This window comes from Plantactinospora solaniradicis (genome assembly GCF_042658085.1).
In the GTDB taxonomy this organism is placed as follows: Bacteria; Actinomycetota; Actinomycetes; order Mycobacteriales; family Micromonosporaceae; genus Plantactinospora; species Plantactinospora solaniradicis.
On sequence record NZ_JBHSPR010000037.1, the window covers coordinates 270,103 to 286,358 of the forward strand.

Genomic DNA, 16,256 nt, shown 5'->3' on the forward strand with positions numbered 1-16,256 from the left:
GCCGTACGCACGACCGTCACGGTTCGCGACGGATCGGTATACGGTCCGAAGTGGCCGTCTGGGCGTACGGCCGCCGACAACCCAGCCCTGATGTGGGAGCACGCCATGCCGCGACCCATAGCAGTCGATCCGGGGGAGCCAGGTGCCCGCCGCGCGGAGTGGGTCGGCGACTATCTGGTGCACCTCGGGCTCGCGCACGCTGCGGCCGGCGAACGGGACGAGGCCGGTGCCGCCGTCATCGAGGCGGGGTCGATCGCCGAGTTCACCCAGTCGACCCGGTTGGCTCGTCGCGCTGCCGAGCTTAAGCGTCGTTTCGGGTTGTAAGCCTGTCAGCAAACACGTCTGCTGCCTGACATCCCCTGTACCGCCGACCACTTGATCAGCACGCTACGTACAGGGCGCGCGGGCAGGTGTTTTTGTCGGCCGGTCTGGTCGGGCCGGCTACGTCGTACCCGGATCATCCGGCCGTGACCGTTGCGGAGACTATGCCCAACACCGGCGCCGTCGAGGCGGGTTTCCTCTGTGGTCGGAGATGCTACGTTCTGTGTCACGCCCGGCACTCGACCCGGAGAGCGCCAGTGACGAGGGTTTACGTCTCGGCAACGTTCAGAGACCTGCAGGAGTTTCGTGCTGCGGTCCAGTTGGCGCTGCGGCGGTTACGGGTCGAAGACGTGGCCATGGAGTCGTACGTGGCCGAGGACCGGCGGCCGCTGGAACGTTGCCTGGCGGACGTCGCGGAGTGTGACATCTACGTCGGGATCTTCGCCTGGCGCTACGGCTTCGTCCCGGACGGGTACGACCGGTCGATCACCGAGTTGGAGTATCGGGCGGCGGTCGCCGACGGCAAGCCGTGCCTGATCTTCCTCCTGGACGAGGAAGCGCCCTGGCCGCGGAGCCTGATGGACCGTGGTTCGGAGGCGGAGAAGATCGAGGCACTCCGGGCCGAACTGGTCGACCGGCACATGTGCAGCACGTTCCGGGATCCGGCCGACCTGGCCGCCCTGGTCACGGTGGCGGTAGCCAACTGCCTGACCGATGAGGACCGGCCGGCCGGTGGCGGTCTGCAACTGTTCAGCCAGGAAACGTTACGGCAGTACTTCAGTCGGCTGCGGCAGCACTACGGGGTGCTGGACCTGGACGCGTTGACGCCGGAGCAGGCCGAGGAATACCTGCACGTCCAGTTGATGTCCGTCTTCGTGGAGCAGTGGGTACGCGAGGATCCCCCGCCGGCCGAACTGCCCCGGGAGTGGCGGCAGCGGATGCAGTCCGACGGACGCATCGGCACCGAGGACCTGCCCGAGGAGGTGGACCCGCAGGAGCTGGTGCATCTGCACGAGTCGTACCGGGCAAAGCCGCTGCGACGGCTGTTCGACGTACTCGGAGGGCCCGACCAGCGGGCCATCGTGCTGCTCGGCGATCCCGGCTCCGGCAAGTCCACGGCGGCCCGGTACCTGGCGCTCAGTCTCACCGACGGCCCGACCGACATCCGGCTGGCGGCGCTCGCCGACCACCTGCCGCTGCTGATCGAGGTGCGCGTCTACGCCACGCTGGTCGCCGAGGGCAGATGCGACAACTTTCTCGACTACCTCGACGACCAGGCCCAGACGGACGGGCTCGGCATCGAGCGGGTGCTGCTGGAACGGCATCTCAGCCTGGGTAGCCGGACGCTTGTGATCTTCGACGGGTTGGACGAGGTGCTCGACCGGCGTCGGCGGGAGGATGTGGCCCGACAGATCGCCGGATTCGCCGCCGAGTACCCACAGGTCCGGATCATCGTCACCTCTCGCATCATCGGCTACTCCCGGCGCGTCCTGACCGATGTCGGGTTCACTCACTACACCCTGCAGGACCTGACCGAGGACCAGACGGCGGAGTTCCTGTCGAACTGGTACCGGCTGACCGCCAGGGACCAGCCGGACGACGTGCGGTTCCTCCAGGCCAGGTCGCTGGAGGCGATGCGGCACTCACCCGCGATCCGGGAACTGGCCGGAAACCCGCTGCTGCTGACGATCCTGGCGATCATCGGCAGGCACCAGGCCCTGCCCCGGGAGCGGTGGCGGCTGTACGACCACGCGGCCACCATCCTGGTGGAGCACTGGGACACCGATCGGCACCTGCGGGAGCAGTCCCCGGCGGCCAACTTCCTCGACACCGAGGACAGGAAGGAGTTGCTCCGCCGGCTGGCGTACCGGATGCAGTCGGTCGAGCGGGGCCTGACCGTGAACTACATCGACCGGGAGGAACTGAGCGAGGTCTTCGAGCAGTACCTGGTCGAGCGGTACCGACGCGACCCCTCCACCGCCCGGGCCATGGCGCTGACGATGATCAATCAGTTCCGGGAGCGAGACTTCATCCTCGGCCGGTACGGACCGCACCTGTACGGCTTCGTGCACCGCGCCTTCCTGGAGTTCTTCTGCGCCGACGCGATCCTGACCAGGTTCCAGTACGACCAGGTCCTCTCCTTCGAGCAGCTGAAGGACCTGTTCCGCCAGCACTGGGCCGATCCGTCCTGGCGGGAGGTCCTCCGGCTGCTCGCCGGCGCGCTGCACCAGAACCACACCGCGCAGCTCATCCAGCTGCTCACCGTCGAGGTCAACCAGTCCTGGCCACCGGGCGAATTCGTTCCACCGCCGTGGAACCTGGCCCTCGCCGTGCAGTGCCTCGCCGAGGTCCGCGACCTGCCGGCCGCCGCCGGGCCCGCGCAGGCGCTACTTCGACAACTGGTCCTGCTGCTCGAACACTGCGTCTCGATCGACGACCGGGAAACCGCCCGACTGATCGAGGAGAGGATCCTGCCCGCCGTGAAGGCGATCGGTCCCGGTTGGCCGGGCCGGCAGATCTACCTTTCCTGGTACCGCCGGCGCGGTGTCCGGATCGTCTGGAATCCGGTCTCCACCCACGCGGCCCGGCTCGCCGCGATGCTCTCCACCCCGGCCGAACGGATCGACGACCTCTTCGACGAGGTACTCGGCGCCATGGACGACAGCCCCGCCGCCTACGCAGCCGTCGCCGGCCTCACCGAGGTCGCCCAGCTCACCGCCGGCGCGGAGGACAACCTCGCGCATCGGGACACCGTCGCCCGCACCCGCACCCGGCTCGTCAGACGGGCCCGGGAGGACAACCGAGCCGGGGTACGCCTCGCCGCCGTCCAGGCCCTCGGTGAACGATTCGGCACCGATCCCGAAGTCCGCAGCCTGCTCATCGAACGCATCCGGGCCGACGGATCCGCCGGGGTCCGCCTCACCGCCCTGCAGTCCCTCGGCGAGGGATTCCGGGAGAAGCCCCCGGGCCACGACCTGCTCCGGATGCTGCTCATCGAACGCGTCCACGCCGACGAGCACCCCGGCGTCCGCCTCGTCGCGGTACGGCTGTCGGGCGATCGTTACGGCGGCGACTCCAAACTCCGCGAGGCCCTCGTCAGGTGCCTTCGGACCGACCCCGACGCCGAGGTCACCCGCACCGCCGCACACGTCCTGGCCGAACGGTTCGGCGCCGGCCACGAGATCCGCAATCCGCTCATCGAACGCGTCCGTACCGGCACCGACGCTGTCACCCGACGCGCCGCCGTACGCGTCCTCGGCGAACTGTTCCCCAGCGACAACAGGGTCCGCGTCCTGCTCGTCGATCTGGTCCGTGCCGACCGCGACCCAGGGGTCCTCCGCGCCGCCGCCCAGGCCCTGATCGCCCGGTACGGCCCCGACGCCGCCACCCGCGACATCCTCGTCCAACGGAGCCGGGAGGATGCCGACGAGATCGCGCGCCGCATCGCACTACAGGTCCTGATCGACAGTTTCGGACGGGACGCTGCACCGCGTGACCTGTTGGCGAGCATCGCCCGGCGGGACCGGGACGCCGAGGTACGACTCGTGGCCGCCCGGGCCCTTAGCGACCAGGCGGGCGCCGACCCCTTCTTCAACGAGCTGTTGCGCGGACTGGCCCACGGCGACCACGACGCCCGGATCCGGCTGGTCGCCGTCCAGGCCCTCGCCCAGCGGGTCGGCGTGGACACCGAGGTCGCCGAGATACTCGCCGGACTCGCCCGTGACGACGTCGACGCCCTCGTGCGACTCGCCGCTGTCAACGCGCTCGCCGACACCGCACGCCGTAGCCCCGCGATCCGGAACGCCCTCATCGAACGGGCCCTCAGCGACAACGATGCCGAGATCCGACTCGCCGCCCTGCACGCCCTCACCCGTGATTCGACGATCACCGACGAGGTCTACCAGGTGCTGCTCGACCTGGCCTATCGTGACCGCGACGCCAGGGTCTTCGCCCTGGCCACGACGGCGCTGATCGGTCGAACCGGCTCCCGGGCAGAGCTGCGGCGACTACTCGCCGAACGAATCCGTGGCGACGGCAACGCCCGGGTCCGGCTCACCGCCGTACGCCTGCTGATCGAGCACTTCGGCATCGACGCCGACGCCCGGGAAGCCCTCCTGGAACGGATCCGACACGACCCCGATGCCGGGCTGTTCCGAGAGGCGGCCGTCCAACTCGCCACCCGGTCCGGCACCGACGCCGAGCAGTGCGAGGTCCTGACGATCCGCGCCAGCGGCGAGGACATGCAGATCCGCGTCGCGGCGGCACGGGTCCTCGGCGAATTCTTCGGTACCGACCGGGCCGTCCGGGACCTACTGATCGACCGGGCCGGCAACGACCCCGCCGTACAGGTCCGCCGCGCGGTGCTCCGGGTCCTCGGCGAACACCTCGCCGAACACCCCGAAGTCCGCGAACTGTTCACCGAACGGCTCCGCGACCAGGACTGGTCGGTACGCGCCACCGCCGTCCTGGCCCTGGGCACCCACTTCGGCGACGACGGACAGACCCGCGCCCTGCTGGCCGAACTCGCCCGCAGCGACCCGGATCCCGGGTTCCGGCGCCACGCGGGTCAGGCCATCACCTGGCTCCCCGGCGCGGATTCCGACCATCTGCCCAGCATCGGGGGCGGTGCGCCGCTGAACCTGCCCGGCCAGGTGACCGACCCCACCGACGAGTCGCAGCCAGGAACGAAAAGTAGAGGTGACGTCATCTTTACGTATCAGCTCAGCGATGTCTTCAAGCGGAACGGCATTCCGACGCTGACCTTCGTGGAGCCACCGAACTTTTCGATGTTCCGGATGGCCCTGCGCCAGCCGGGCCTGGGCATCGTGATCGAGGGGCCGTCCGGGATCGGCAAGAGCACGGTCCTACAGCGGGCGGTCCGGCTCGAACGTGAGCGGGGCCTGCGAATCCCCGTACTCAGCGCCAGACGGCGGGACGACGTGGAGGCGATCAGGACCCTTCCGACCACGCGTGGGCGGGGCGTGGTGGCGATCGACGACTTTCACCGGCTCGCGCCGGAACTGCGGGAGTCCCTGACCGATCACCTCAAGCTGCTGGCCGACGAGGAGTCGCGCGACGATCGGCTGATCATCGTCGGGATCCCCGGGACCGGCCGCCACCTCGTCGAACTCGCGTCGGACCTGGCCACCCGGATCCAGATCTTCCAGGTACCGACCGCCACCGACGCGCTGATCCTCGAAATGGTGCGCAAGGGCGAGGCGGCGCTCAACGTGTCGTTCGCGCAGGCGGGGGAGATCGTCGAACTCTCCCGCGGCAGCCTGAGTACCGCACAGATGCTCTGCTGGTACCTGGCCACCCAGAACGGCATCGAACAGACCCAGTTCGGATCGGTGTCCGTCGAGCGAGGGCTTGACGAGGCGTTGCAGGAGGTCGAAAGGACACTCGCGGCGAGGTACCAGAAGGTGGTGCGGTCGTTCGCGGCACTCGACGGTGAACGGCAGCAGGCATGCATCGAACTGTTGCTGATGCTGGCGGCCACCGACGGCGTACTGTCGCTCGACGAGGCGGCCGAGCAGGATCCGCGACTCTCGGCCGCGATCGACCTGCACCTGCTCCGCCGTTTTCCGGGCGGCTTCAACGGGCACGACCAGCTCGACGAACACCTCTTCCTCGACGCCCGGGCCCGCCAGCTGATCATCGAGGATCCGCAGTTTCTGATCTACCTACGCCGACAGCGCCAGGACGAGCTGGCGAAGGCGGTGGGGAAGCGGATCAGCCCGCGTCGGAGCCAGGTCTTCATCAGCTACAGCCACCGGGACGCCGACTGGCTCGCCCGCCTCGATCAGCATCTCAAGCCGCTTGTCCGGCGGGGCCTGGTCGACGTCTGGGCGGACACCAGGCTCAGCGCCGGCGAGATGTGGCGCGACGAGCTGGAGGCGGCCATGGGCCGGGCCCGGGCCGCCATCCTGCTGGTGACCGCGGACTTCTTCGCCTCGGCCTTCGTGGACGAGGTGGAGCTGCCCACGATGTTGCGGGCGGCTCGGGAGGACGGCTGCCGGATCCTGCCGCTGATCGTCAAGCCGAGCCTCTTCACCAGCCTGCCGGAGGTCGCCGGCTTCCAGGCGTTCAACCCGCCGAGCAAGCCGCTGAGCGGGCTGACGGAGCACGAGCAGGAGCATCTGCTCTACGAGCTGGCGGCGTTCGTGCTGCGGCTGTTCGACGACTCGGAGCGCCGGTCGACGGCCGGCTGAGCCGGTCGACGGGGCGGCGACGGGTAACCCAAAGCTGGGCCCGCTGTGCAAGACTCCGAGGCTGCGCCCATGGCGCGGAACTCCGAGGTCACCCAGCCGATCACGGCGGGCACCCCCACACACAAAAAGGAACCCCCGAATGCAGCTCGACATGCTTCAGGCCCAGAGTCAGTTCCACGTCCGGCAGCGGGTCCGGTTGATGGTCAACCAGTACCAGGTCCACGCGGTGTCACCGGACGGCTCCGAGGGCGAGATGCTCGCCTTCGCCCAGCAGAAGCGGATGGCCTTCAAGGAACAGGTCACGCTCTACACGGACGACACCAAGCAGCAGCCGGTGCTCGGATTCAAGGCCCGCCAGGTGATGGACCTCGGCGCGACCTACGACGTGACCGACGCGAACGGCAACCCGATCGGTCTGTTCCGGAAGGACTTCAAGGCGTCCCTGCTCCGCTCCACCTGGCACGTCGAGCAGCCCGGCCTCGGGCAGGCCACCGGCCAGGAGCGCAGCCTCCCCGTCGCACTGCTCCGTCGTTTCATCGACTCGCTCTCCTGGTTGCCGTACCACTTCGACTTCACCATCGGCGGGCAGCCGGCGTTCTCGGTCATCAAGAAGTGGGGCCTGCGCGACCGGTACGTCATCGAGATCCACCAGCCGCAGCTCGACCGCCGACTGGTCATCGCGATGGCGGTGGGGCTGGACGCCCTGCAGAGCCGCTGAGCCGCCACCGGGCGCGTGCCCACGCCGGACACGCGCCCACCAGCGACGACGAGACGGCGACGACGAGACGGTGGCTCCGGGCCGGGACCCGGCTGGCGCGTAACCCCATCGAGGGGGCAGCATGGCGGGCGTGTCCCAGCCTCCACAACTCGCCGCCGTACAGGGCCGTGCCCGGGCGCTCCGCGACGGCGGTGACGATCCGGCCGCCCGGCGGCTGCTCGCACAGGCGCTCGAAGCGGCCCGGCCGGCGTACGGCAAGGACCATCCCGAGGTGCTGGCCACGGTGCACCTGCTGGCCCAGTGGCACCGGGAGGCCGACGATCCGGCGGCGGCCCGCCGAATTCTCGAAGAGGCGCTGATCGACGGCCAGCACCGCTTCGGTGACGCGGATCCGCTGATGCTCGCACTGACCTTCGAGTTGGGTACCGTCGCCGAAGAGCTGGGCAACCGGCACGAGGCCCGCCGCAACTTCGGCCGGGTGGCAACGCTGGGGCCCGGGGTGCTCGGTGACGACAACTGGCAGGTCCGGGCCGCCCGGGACTACCTCGGCGACGCGCAATCCAGCGGCGGCGGCACGGCTCAACAGCCATCCGGGTCTCCTCCGGTACCGGTCTCCGCGCCGCACGCACCGTTCTCCGCACCACCCGCACCCGTGTCCGCGCCACACGCGCCGGTCTCCGCACCGCACGCTCCTGTGTCGGCACCACACGCGCCCGTCTCCGCGCCGCACGCTCCTGTGTCGGCACCGGTGTCGTCGTCACCCGGGCCGCTCCAGCCGCAGGCCGGCGGGCTGTACCCGTCAACGACCGGAGTCGGCGGGGAGTGGGCGCCGGCCCCGACCAGCGGGCCGGCCTACTCGGCGCTCGACGAGCCCACCTCCACGTACCCGTCGATCTCGGCCGGTCACTCGTCCTCGTCCTACACGCCGACACAGGCCGAGGAGGCGGCGTCGACGTACCCGCCGTACTCCTCGCGGTCGGTGCAGCCGGAGCCGTACCCGGTGATCGCCACGAACCCGCCGCCGGTGCCGGCTCCGGCGCCAGCGCCGGTCGAACCGGCCCGGGGCCGGGGCGCGACGGTGGCCGCGGGCATCGCGGCGGCCGCCGCGGTGATCGCCGCCATCGTGGTGGTCTTCGCCGTGGTCGCCGACCGGGACGCGCCGCCGAACACCGCCGATCAGGGTGACAAGGGCGGGGAGCCGGTCATCGCCGGTGAGAAGCCGACGGACGTGAAACTGCTCGACGAGGGAACGGCGATCACCATCACCTGGACCGACCCGAGCGGCGGCACGGTGCCGTTCATCGTTGCCGGTGCCCGGGCCAACCAGGAGACCAAGGCGATGGGCACCCCCGGCGCGGGTGAGACCACGTACAAGGTCAACGCGTTGAATCCCCGGCTCGATTACTGCTTCACAGTGCTGGCGGTCTATTCCACGAACGAATACGCCCCGTCGGACCTGGTCTGCACAAACCGGGGCGGCGCGACGGCAACTCCTCGCTGATCACAATTCGACACCGATTGCATCCCCGTTGACCTGCGAGGACAGCCACGGAGGCGCAAGGTTATCCACAATTCGCAGCGCGTCCGTCCACAGCGACATGTTCCGGGTACCCGCGTACAAAGGGCTGGCCATATGATGGCACCCGGTTTCGGGGAGATTCGCTGACGACGGCGGTGGACACGACCGCCAACGGTGGGGAGGGCGGCCGGCTGTGGTCACCACAGGCAACGGCTTCACAGTTAGTGACGGCATCGGCGGAGAGGGTTCCGCGGGCGTGGCGCCGGGCACGCCCCCGGCTCGTCGCCGGTCCCGCCTCCGCGGTGGCCTGGTCACCATCGCGACCGTGGCGGCGCTGGCCGCCGCGATGGGTCTGACCGTTCTCGGGCTGGGCGCGGCGGACAACGCGGTGGCCAGCTACGACGCGAGTTCCTGGCTGTGGAGCATGGCCAAGAGCGAGATGGCCCGGGTCAACGGGGTCACCGGCAAGGTCGACACCCGGGTCCAGATCCCGCAGGGTCGCAGCCACCAGATGCAGGTCGTCCAGACGGACCGCCTGCTGATCCTGCGCGACCTGAACACCGGGCAGGTCAGCTCGCTCGACCTGGCGACGCTACAGATCATCGCGACCACCAGGACCACCGCCGGGATCGGCGTGAACGTGGCGCTGCACGAGGACTCGGCATTCGTGGTCGACGCGGTGCAGGGAATCGTCCGGCAGCTCGACCCCCGCGCCCTCACCCCGGTCGGCGAGCAGATCAACTATCCGCCGGGCATCACCGGTGGCGCCTTCGACGGTAAGGGTCGACTCTGGATCGCGGTGCCCAGCGAGGGGACCGTCTCCGCCATCACCGCCGCCGACCTCGCCGCGGCCGACTCCGCCGCTGGCGGCGGCACGGGCGGCGGGATCAGCCCGAAGCAGATCCGCAGCGTGGACGTCGCCGAGCCCAGCCACGACCTCAGGATCTCCACCCTGGACGACGGCGTCGCGGTGCTCGACCGGACCACCAGCACGCTGACCACGCTGATCGGCGACGGAGACAAGCTCCCGGTCAAGCTCCCGCTCACCGGGCCCGGCGCGCTGCCGGAGCGCACCACCGGTCCGCAGGTGCCGGTGACCGTGACCGACGACCGGAACGTCGTGGTGTCCGAGAAGGGCACGGTCGGGCGGCAGTTCAAGGTGCCCGGAGCGGGGACCCAGCTCAGCCCGGCCGTCTCCTGGGCCGGCCGGTTCTACTGCGCGGACGAGGACACCGGGACGGTCTACTCGTTCGACCTCGACGGCAAGTTGATCGAGAAGATCGAGATCAAGGGTGCCAACGGTCCGCTGGAGTTGGAGGTCCGGGAGAACCACCTGTTCATCAACGCCCCGAACTCCGCCACCGCCCGCGTGATCGACGACCAGCACCACGTCCAGGAGGTCGACAAGTACGCGGACAACATCCTCGGCGGCGATCCGCCGCCGGACCCGCCGGCCCCACCGCCGCCGCCGAAGCCACGGATCAGCAAGCCGGGCGCGCCGAAGTCGGTGACCGCCTCGGCCGGAAACGCCCAGGCGCGGGTGAGCTGGCGCGCGGCCGCGCCCAACGGCTCGGCGATCACCCGGTACGTGGTGCAGGGCGCCGGCCGGACCTTCGAGGTGGGCGCGAACCAGCGTTCGGTGGAGGTGACCGGCCTGACCAACGGCGAGACCTACCGGTTCGCGGTGCACGCCGTGAACGGCAAGGGCGCCGGTCCGGCCCGGAACAGCAACCCGGTCGTACCGACCTCCGAGGTTCCCGACCCGCCGGCCAGCATCACCGCCGAGGAACGACCGGACGGCACGGTGCTGGTCAAGTGGGCGGCGGCCAACGGCCAGGGCTACAAAATCAACAAGTACGCGGTGACCGCGATCTCGGCCGGCGCGAACGCCCCGGCCGGCGAGTCGACCAAGACCGAGCTGGTAATCCCCGCGGGCGAGCTCGACTACGGCAACCAGTACGCCTTCACCGTGATCTCGATCAACGAGAAGGGTGCCGGCTCGGCCGCGTCGCCGGTCAGCAACAGCGTGGTGCCGTTCACCACCCCGGGAGCGCCGGTCAACCTGGACGCGAAGACCGTCGGCGGGTCCAAGGGCACCATCTCGATGACCTGGAACCCGCCCCCCGACAACGGCCGGCCGATCACCAAGTACGTGGTCGAGGCGGGTGGCAAGAAGAGCGAGGTGACCGACACCCAGGCCACCGTCGGTGGTCTGCCCGACGGCACGAACGTCAACGTCCGGGTGCAGGCCGTCAACGAGGCCGGTCCCGGGACCGCCGCCACCGACACGGCAAGCACGGTGGCGGAGCCCACGGTGACGATCGACGAGAACACCAAGACGGCGGACACCACCTCGGTCACGGTCAACTTCACCGTGAACGCGGGCGGCGGAACGGCGCAGTGTTCGGTCACCCCGGCGGGCCGGGCGAAGGTCAACGGGGGTTGTTCCAGCATCAGGGTCACCGGACTGACGCCGGGCACGACGTACGACCTGACGGTGACCGTGACCAACGCGGCCGGTAGTAATACCGACACCACCAGCAGGGCGACCGATGCGCTCTACGGCGTCGCCACCTGCCGCAACGGTGCGAGCGGTGACACCGCGACGTACTGTGACCGGGACGGGCCCGGTCGCAACGGCAACGAGATCTTCTCGGTGACCCAGCAGGACAACAACCGACAGGTCGGCTGGGTGCCGAATGGCACCCGGTTGAAGGCGTTCTGCAAGAAGTCGGGCGAAGACGTCGACGCGTACATCTACAACAGCAACAAGCAAAGCACCTGGTGGGTCCGGGTGGCGTACGAGGGCCAGAACTACATCCCGTGGGCCTGGCTCAACCTCGAAGGGGGCGACAACATCAACGTCCTGCCGACCTGCTGATCGCACCACCTCGCAAGGAGCACCACAGCCGTGAACAACCACGAGCCGCTTACCCCGCACCATGTGCAGGGCTTCGCCAACCTGGCCGCCCGGATCGCCGACAACATCAACTCGGTGGTGCTGGGTAAGCCGCACGTGGTCCGGCTGGCGCTGACCGCGCTGTTCGCCCAGGGGCACGTCCTGCTGGAGGACGTGCCCGGGGTCGGCAAGACCACCCTGGCCCGGGCGATCGCGGCCACCGTGCACGGGCAGTGGCGGCGCATCCAGTTCACCCCGGACCTGCTGCCGTCCGACGTCTCCGGGGTGACCATCTTCAACCAGGCGACCCGGGCCTTCGAGTTCCATCCCGGGCCGGTGTTCGCCAACATCGTCATCGCGGACGAGATCAACCGGGCCTCCCCGAAGACCCAGTCGTCGCTGCTGGAGGTGATGGAGGAACGGAACGTCACCGTCGACGGGGTTCGGCACCCCGTACCCCGGCCGTTCCTGGTGGTCGCCACCCAGAACCCGGTCGAGATGGACGGAACGTACCGGCTTCCCGAGGCGCAGCTCGACCGGTTCCTGGTGAAACTGTCCATCGGGTACCCCGACGAGGTGGTCGAGATCGAGGTGCTGCGCGGTGCCACCGTCCGGTCTCCCGAGGCTCTGGAGGCGGTCACCGACACCGCCACCGTCGGCGAGATGGTCCGAATGGCACAGCGGGTGCACATCGCCGATCCGCTCTACGCGTACGCGGTCCGCCTGGCCGCGGCCACCCGCAACCATCCGCAGGTCCGGGTCGGGGTCAGCCCCCGGGGCGTGATCGCGCTGACCCGGGCGGCCTGCGCGTACGCGCTGATCGACGGGCGCGGTTGGATCATGCCGGAGGATCTCAAGATCCTGGCCGAGCCGGTCTTCGCACACCGGATCCTGCTCTCCCCCGACGCCCAGGTACGCGGCGTCACCGCGGCCGAGGTGCTGCACGAGGCGGTGGCGTCGGTGCCGGTGCCGCTCCCCTCGGGGCAGCTCGCCTCCGCGGGCACCTGACCCCGGCACCATGACGATCACCGCACGCGGCATCGGTCTGCTCGCCGGTGCCGCCCTGCTCCTGGCCGCCGGGTTCCGCTTCGGCTACCCCGAACTCGCCCTGCTCGGCGCCACCGCCGCGATCGCGGTGGCCTGCGCCGCCGGCAACGCCGCCTGGCGGCCCCGGCTCGACGTGTCCCGGGTGGCCGATCCGGACAGGGTGGGCCGGGGCGAGCCGGCCACCATGACCCTCACGGTGCGGAACAGTGCCCGGCTGCGGTCGGCGAACCTGATCGCCGAGGACCGCTGTGGCAGCCGCCCGGTCCCGGTGCCCCTGCTCCGGCTGCGCCCCGGCCGCGACACCACGGTCAGCTATCCGGTACCCACCCACCGACGAGGAGTGATCGCCGTCGGTCCACTCCGGGTCACCGGGCGGGACGCCCTGGGGCTCATCGTCGTCGCCCGGTCACACGGCAGGACCGCGCAGGTCTGGGTGCACCCCCGGATCCACCTGCTGTCCGCCGTACCGAGCGGGGTGTCCCGGAGTCTGGAGGGCCGGCACGACAAGGTGCCGCAGGGGTCGATCACCTTCGACTCGCTCCGAGAGTACGTCGTCGGCGACGAGCTGCGCCGGGTGCACTGGCGGAGCAGCGCCAAGGTCGGCGAGCTGATGGTCCGCGAGCAGGTGGACACCAGCCTGCCCCGGATCGTCGTACTGCTGGACAACCGGGCGGGTGCCCATCCGGACCGGACCGACGGAATCGCCGAGACCTTCGAGTCGGCGTGCGAGGCGGCGGCCTCGGTGGTCGCCGCGGCCCGCCGCGAGGATCTGCCGGTGACCCTGCTGCTGGTCGCCGACGACGACGGGACCGGGGAGTTCCTCGACCGGCTCGCCGCCGCCGACCTGGTGTCCGGGCCACGGGGCGACGACCGCGACCCGCTGCGTACCGTCACCCTCCGGCTCCGGCAGGAACGGCTCGGCGACACCCTGGTCTTCCTCACCGGGCCGGGTGCCCGCGCCGACCTGGGCTACCTCGGGGCGTTACGACCGGCGTACCCGTCGGTGGTCGCCGGGGTGTTCGCGGCCGGCGGGCAGACCCCGGGCGCCGTGTCCGGTCTGGTGGTGATCGACGCGGCGGACGGAGCGGAGTTCGCCGCCGAGTGGGACGGAGTCCGGCGGTGGTGAGGTTGCTGCGGGCGTTGCCGGTGCCGCTGGCGCTGATCGCGATGATCGGGCTCGCCGGCGCGGTGCTCGGCCGGGTGTACGCCGATCCGCTGCTCACCCAACTCGTGCTCGGCGCGGCGGTCGGCTCAGTCGGGGTCAGCCTGGCCGCCCGGCGCCTGCCGTCCTGGCTGGTCGCACCGCTCTCGGTGGGCGCGCTGCTCGGCTACACCGCGTTCGCGCTGTGGTTCACCGCGCAGCGGGCCGACCTGCCGGGCGCGCTCGGTGACGTGGCGGCGGACGCGGCCCGCAACGGCATCCCCCGGCTGCTCACCGCGCTGATTCCGGTCGAGCCGATGCCGGATACCGTGATCGTGCCACTGGTCACCGCCTGGCTGGCCGGGCTGGCCGGCGCCGAGGTCGGGATCCGGGCCAGCCGGGTACTGCTCGGCCTGGTCGCCCCCGCCGGCCTGTACGCCGGGGCGCTCTACGTGGTGGGACCGAACGCCGAACCGACCATCTGGCCGACGTTGGCGTTCGCCACGGCGGGAGCGGTGGCGCTCGCCGCGGGCGGGCGGCCGAGTCAGCCGCCCCCGGGCTCGCCCGATCCCGGTTCCGAGCTTCCTCCGGCGGTCCGGGCCACCATGCGGCTCCGGTTGCTCGCCGGCACCGCCGCGGGGCTGGCCCTGGTCGTCGGGCTCGCCGCCCTGCTGGCACCGCTGGTGGCCCGCCAGGTCGGCACCACCCCGGTCGACCCACGCCGATACGTGCAGCCACCGCAGGTGGACAGCCTCGACGAGAACCCGCTCATCCGGATCTCCGGCTGGGCGTTGAGCCCGGACCAGAAGCTGCTCGACGTGACGACCGCCGGCGTGCCGGCGGCGGCCGGGCCGGCTACCGGAGCCCCGGACGGCGGTGCCGAACCGACCCCGGACGCCGACGAGGCGCCGGCCGAGCCGGACCCGGTCGAGGAGCTGAAGCAACCGGCCGGGGTACGGATCCGGCTCGCCGTGCTGAACGACTACGACGGGGTGACCTGGCGGGTCGGCGCCACGTACCGCAACGCCGGGCGGGTCCTGCCGGCGGTGGAGTCGGTACCCGACGTCCGGACGGAACGGGTCGAACAGCAGATCATCATCGACGGCCTGACCGGGCGGCTGCTGCCCGCCGTGCCGACCCCGCGCGAGGTGACCGGCGCCCGGGTGGCATACGACCAGAGCAGCGGGACGATGATCCGGCCCGAGGGGCTGAAGTCCGGGCTGGCCTACTCGGTCACCTCGGTACGCGAGCGCCCCGACTACGACCTCCTGCCGGCGGCGAACGTGCCGTCCGGCGACGCGGTCGCCCGGTTCCTCCGGGTCGAGGCGGGCGCACCCGAGCAGCTCCAGCGGCTCGCCACCCAACTCGCCGAGGACAACGGCGCCCCGTACGGCCGGGCCGCGGCGATCGAGAGCTTCCTCGCCGAGCACTATCGGGTGGTCCCGGACGCGCCGAGCGGGCACGCCTATCCGAACCTCAACTTCTTCCTCTTCGGACCGAGCAACGGTGGCGGGCAACGCGGCACCTCGGAGCAGTTCGCCGCCTCGTTCGCCGTACTGGCCCGGATGATGGGCCTGCCCAGCCGGGTGGTGGTCGGTTTCCAGTCGTCCACCGGCAGCGGACCGGTACGCGCCGCGGACGCACTCGCCTGGCCGGAGGTGCTCTTCGACGGGCTCGGCTGGGTGCCGTTCAATCCGCTGCCGAAGCCGAACACCAAGCCCCGGCCGGTCGAGGAGGACTTCAAGCCGGAGCCGGAGGACCCGACCCCGCCGCCGGACGAGGCCACCGAGACCGCCGAACCCACCCCGAGCGGTACGCCCGGCCCGGCGGCCGCCCCGAACCGGCGCGGCGGCCTGGGCACACCGGTGGTGGTCGGCGGCGGTACCGGCGGCCTGCTACTGCTGCTGACCGGCCTGGCGGTGGTGGTCGTCAGCCTGCGGCGGGCCCAGCGACGCCGCCGGCTCGCCGACGGATCTCCGGCGCAACGGATCTACGGTGCCTGGCGGGAGGTGACCGACGCGTTGCGCCTCGCCGGCCGTCCGGTGCCGAACCACCTGGCGGCGACGGAGGTCGCGGAGCACGCCCGGTCCAGCGGCCAGGGCCCGACCGCCCCCTCGGCTCCGACCGGGCCCGCCGGCTCCGGGGACGGCGTTCCGGCCCCGGCCGACCCGACGGATCCGACCCGCCCGGGGACGTTGCGCCGAGCCGTTCCACCGATCGACGACCTGGCCGTACTGGTGAACCTGGCCGCGTTCGCGCCGGGCAACGCCACCGACGACCAGGCCCGCCAGGCTGCGGACCTGGCCCTGACGTACGCGGGCGAACTGCGCGCGGACCGCCCGTGGTGGCGGCGGGTGCTCTGGTCCCTGCATCCCGGCCCGCTCCGCTGGCGGAGCTGA

At 70.9% G+C, this 16,256-nt stretch carries 8 protein-coding genes; all 8 read left to right on the top strand.

Going from position 1 to position 16,256, the window contains the following annotated elements:
• Positions 1 to 105 precede the first annotated feature (105 nt).
• Positions 106 to 324, top strand: coding sequence for a hypothetical protein (locus tag ACFP2T_RS32675; RefSeq protein WP_377428599.1), 219 nt, complete (start codon positions 106 to 108; stop codon positions 322 to 324).
• Between the two features lie 254 nt (positions 325 to 578).
• The gene (locus ACFP2T_RS32680) at positions 579 to 6,533 is read left to right on the top strand and encodes a HEAT repeat domain-containing protein (protein WP_377428601.1); all 5,955 of its coding nucleotides are present in this window, start codon (positions 579 to 581) and stop codon (positions 6,531 to 6,533) included.
• Positions 6,534 to 6,672: 139 nt separating this feature from the next.
• Positions 6,673 to 7,251 carry an LURP-one-related family protein gene (locus ACFP2T_RS32685; protein ID WP_377428603.1) on the top strand — a complete coding sequence of 193 codons (579 nt, stop codon included), beginning with the start codon at positions 6,673 to 6,675 and terminating at the stop codon, positions 7,249 to 7,251.
• Positions 7,252 to 7,381: 130 nt separating this feature from the next.
• Positions 7,382 to 8,752: a tetratricopeptide repeat protein gene (locus ACFP2T_RS32690; protein ID WP_377428605.1), complete on the top strand. Its 1,371-nt coding sequence runs from the start codon at positions 7,382 to 7,384 to the stop codon at positions 8,750 to 8,752.
• 250 nt (positions 8,753 to 9,002) lie between these two features.
• Positions 9,003 to 11,651 carry a fibronectin type III domain-containing protein gene (locus tag ACFP2T_RS32695; RefSeq protein WP_377428955.1) on the top strand — a complete coding sequence of 883 codons (2,649 nt, stop codon included), beginning with the start codon at positions 9,003 to 9,005 and terminating at the stop codon, positions 11,649 to 11,651.
• Between the two features lie 30 nt (positions 11,652 to 11,681).
• Positions 11,682 to 12,677 (top strand): AAA family ATPase, encoded by a 996-nt coding sequence (locus ACFP2T_RS32700; RefSeq protein WP_377428607.1) that lies wholly within the window; start codon positions 11,682 to 11,684, stop codon positions 12,675 to 12,677.
• A 10-nt stretch (positions 12,678 to 12,687) separates the two neighbouring features.
• Positions 12,688 to 13,842 (top strand): DUF58 domain-containing protein, encoded by a 1,155-nt coding sequence (locus ACFP2T_RS32705; RefSeq protein WP_377428608.1) that lies wholly within the window; start codon positions 12,688 to 12,690, stop codon positions 13,840 to 13,842.
• Entirely contained in the window at positions 13,836 to 16,256 is a 2,421-nt protein-coding gene (locus tag ACFP2T_RS32710; protein ID WP_377428610.1) for a transglutaminase TgpA family protein, read from the top strand. The genes ACFP2T_RS32705 and ACFP2T_RS32710 overlap by 7 nt, the downstream gene beginning before the upstream one ends.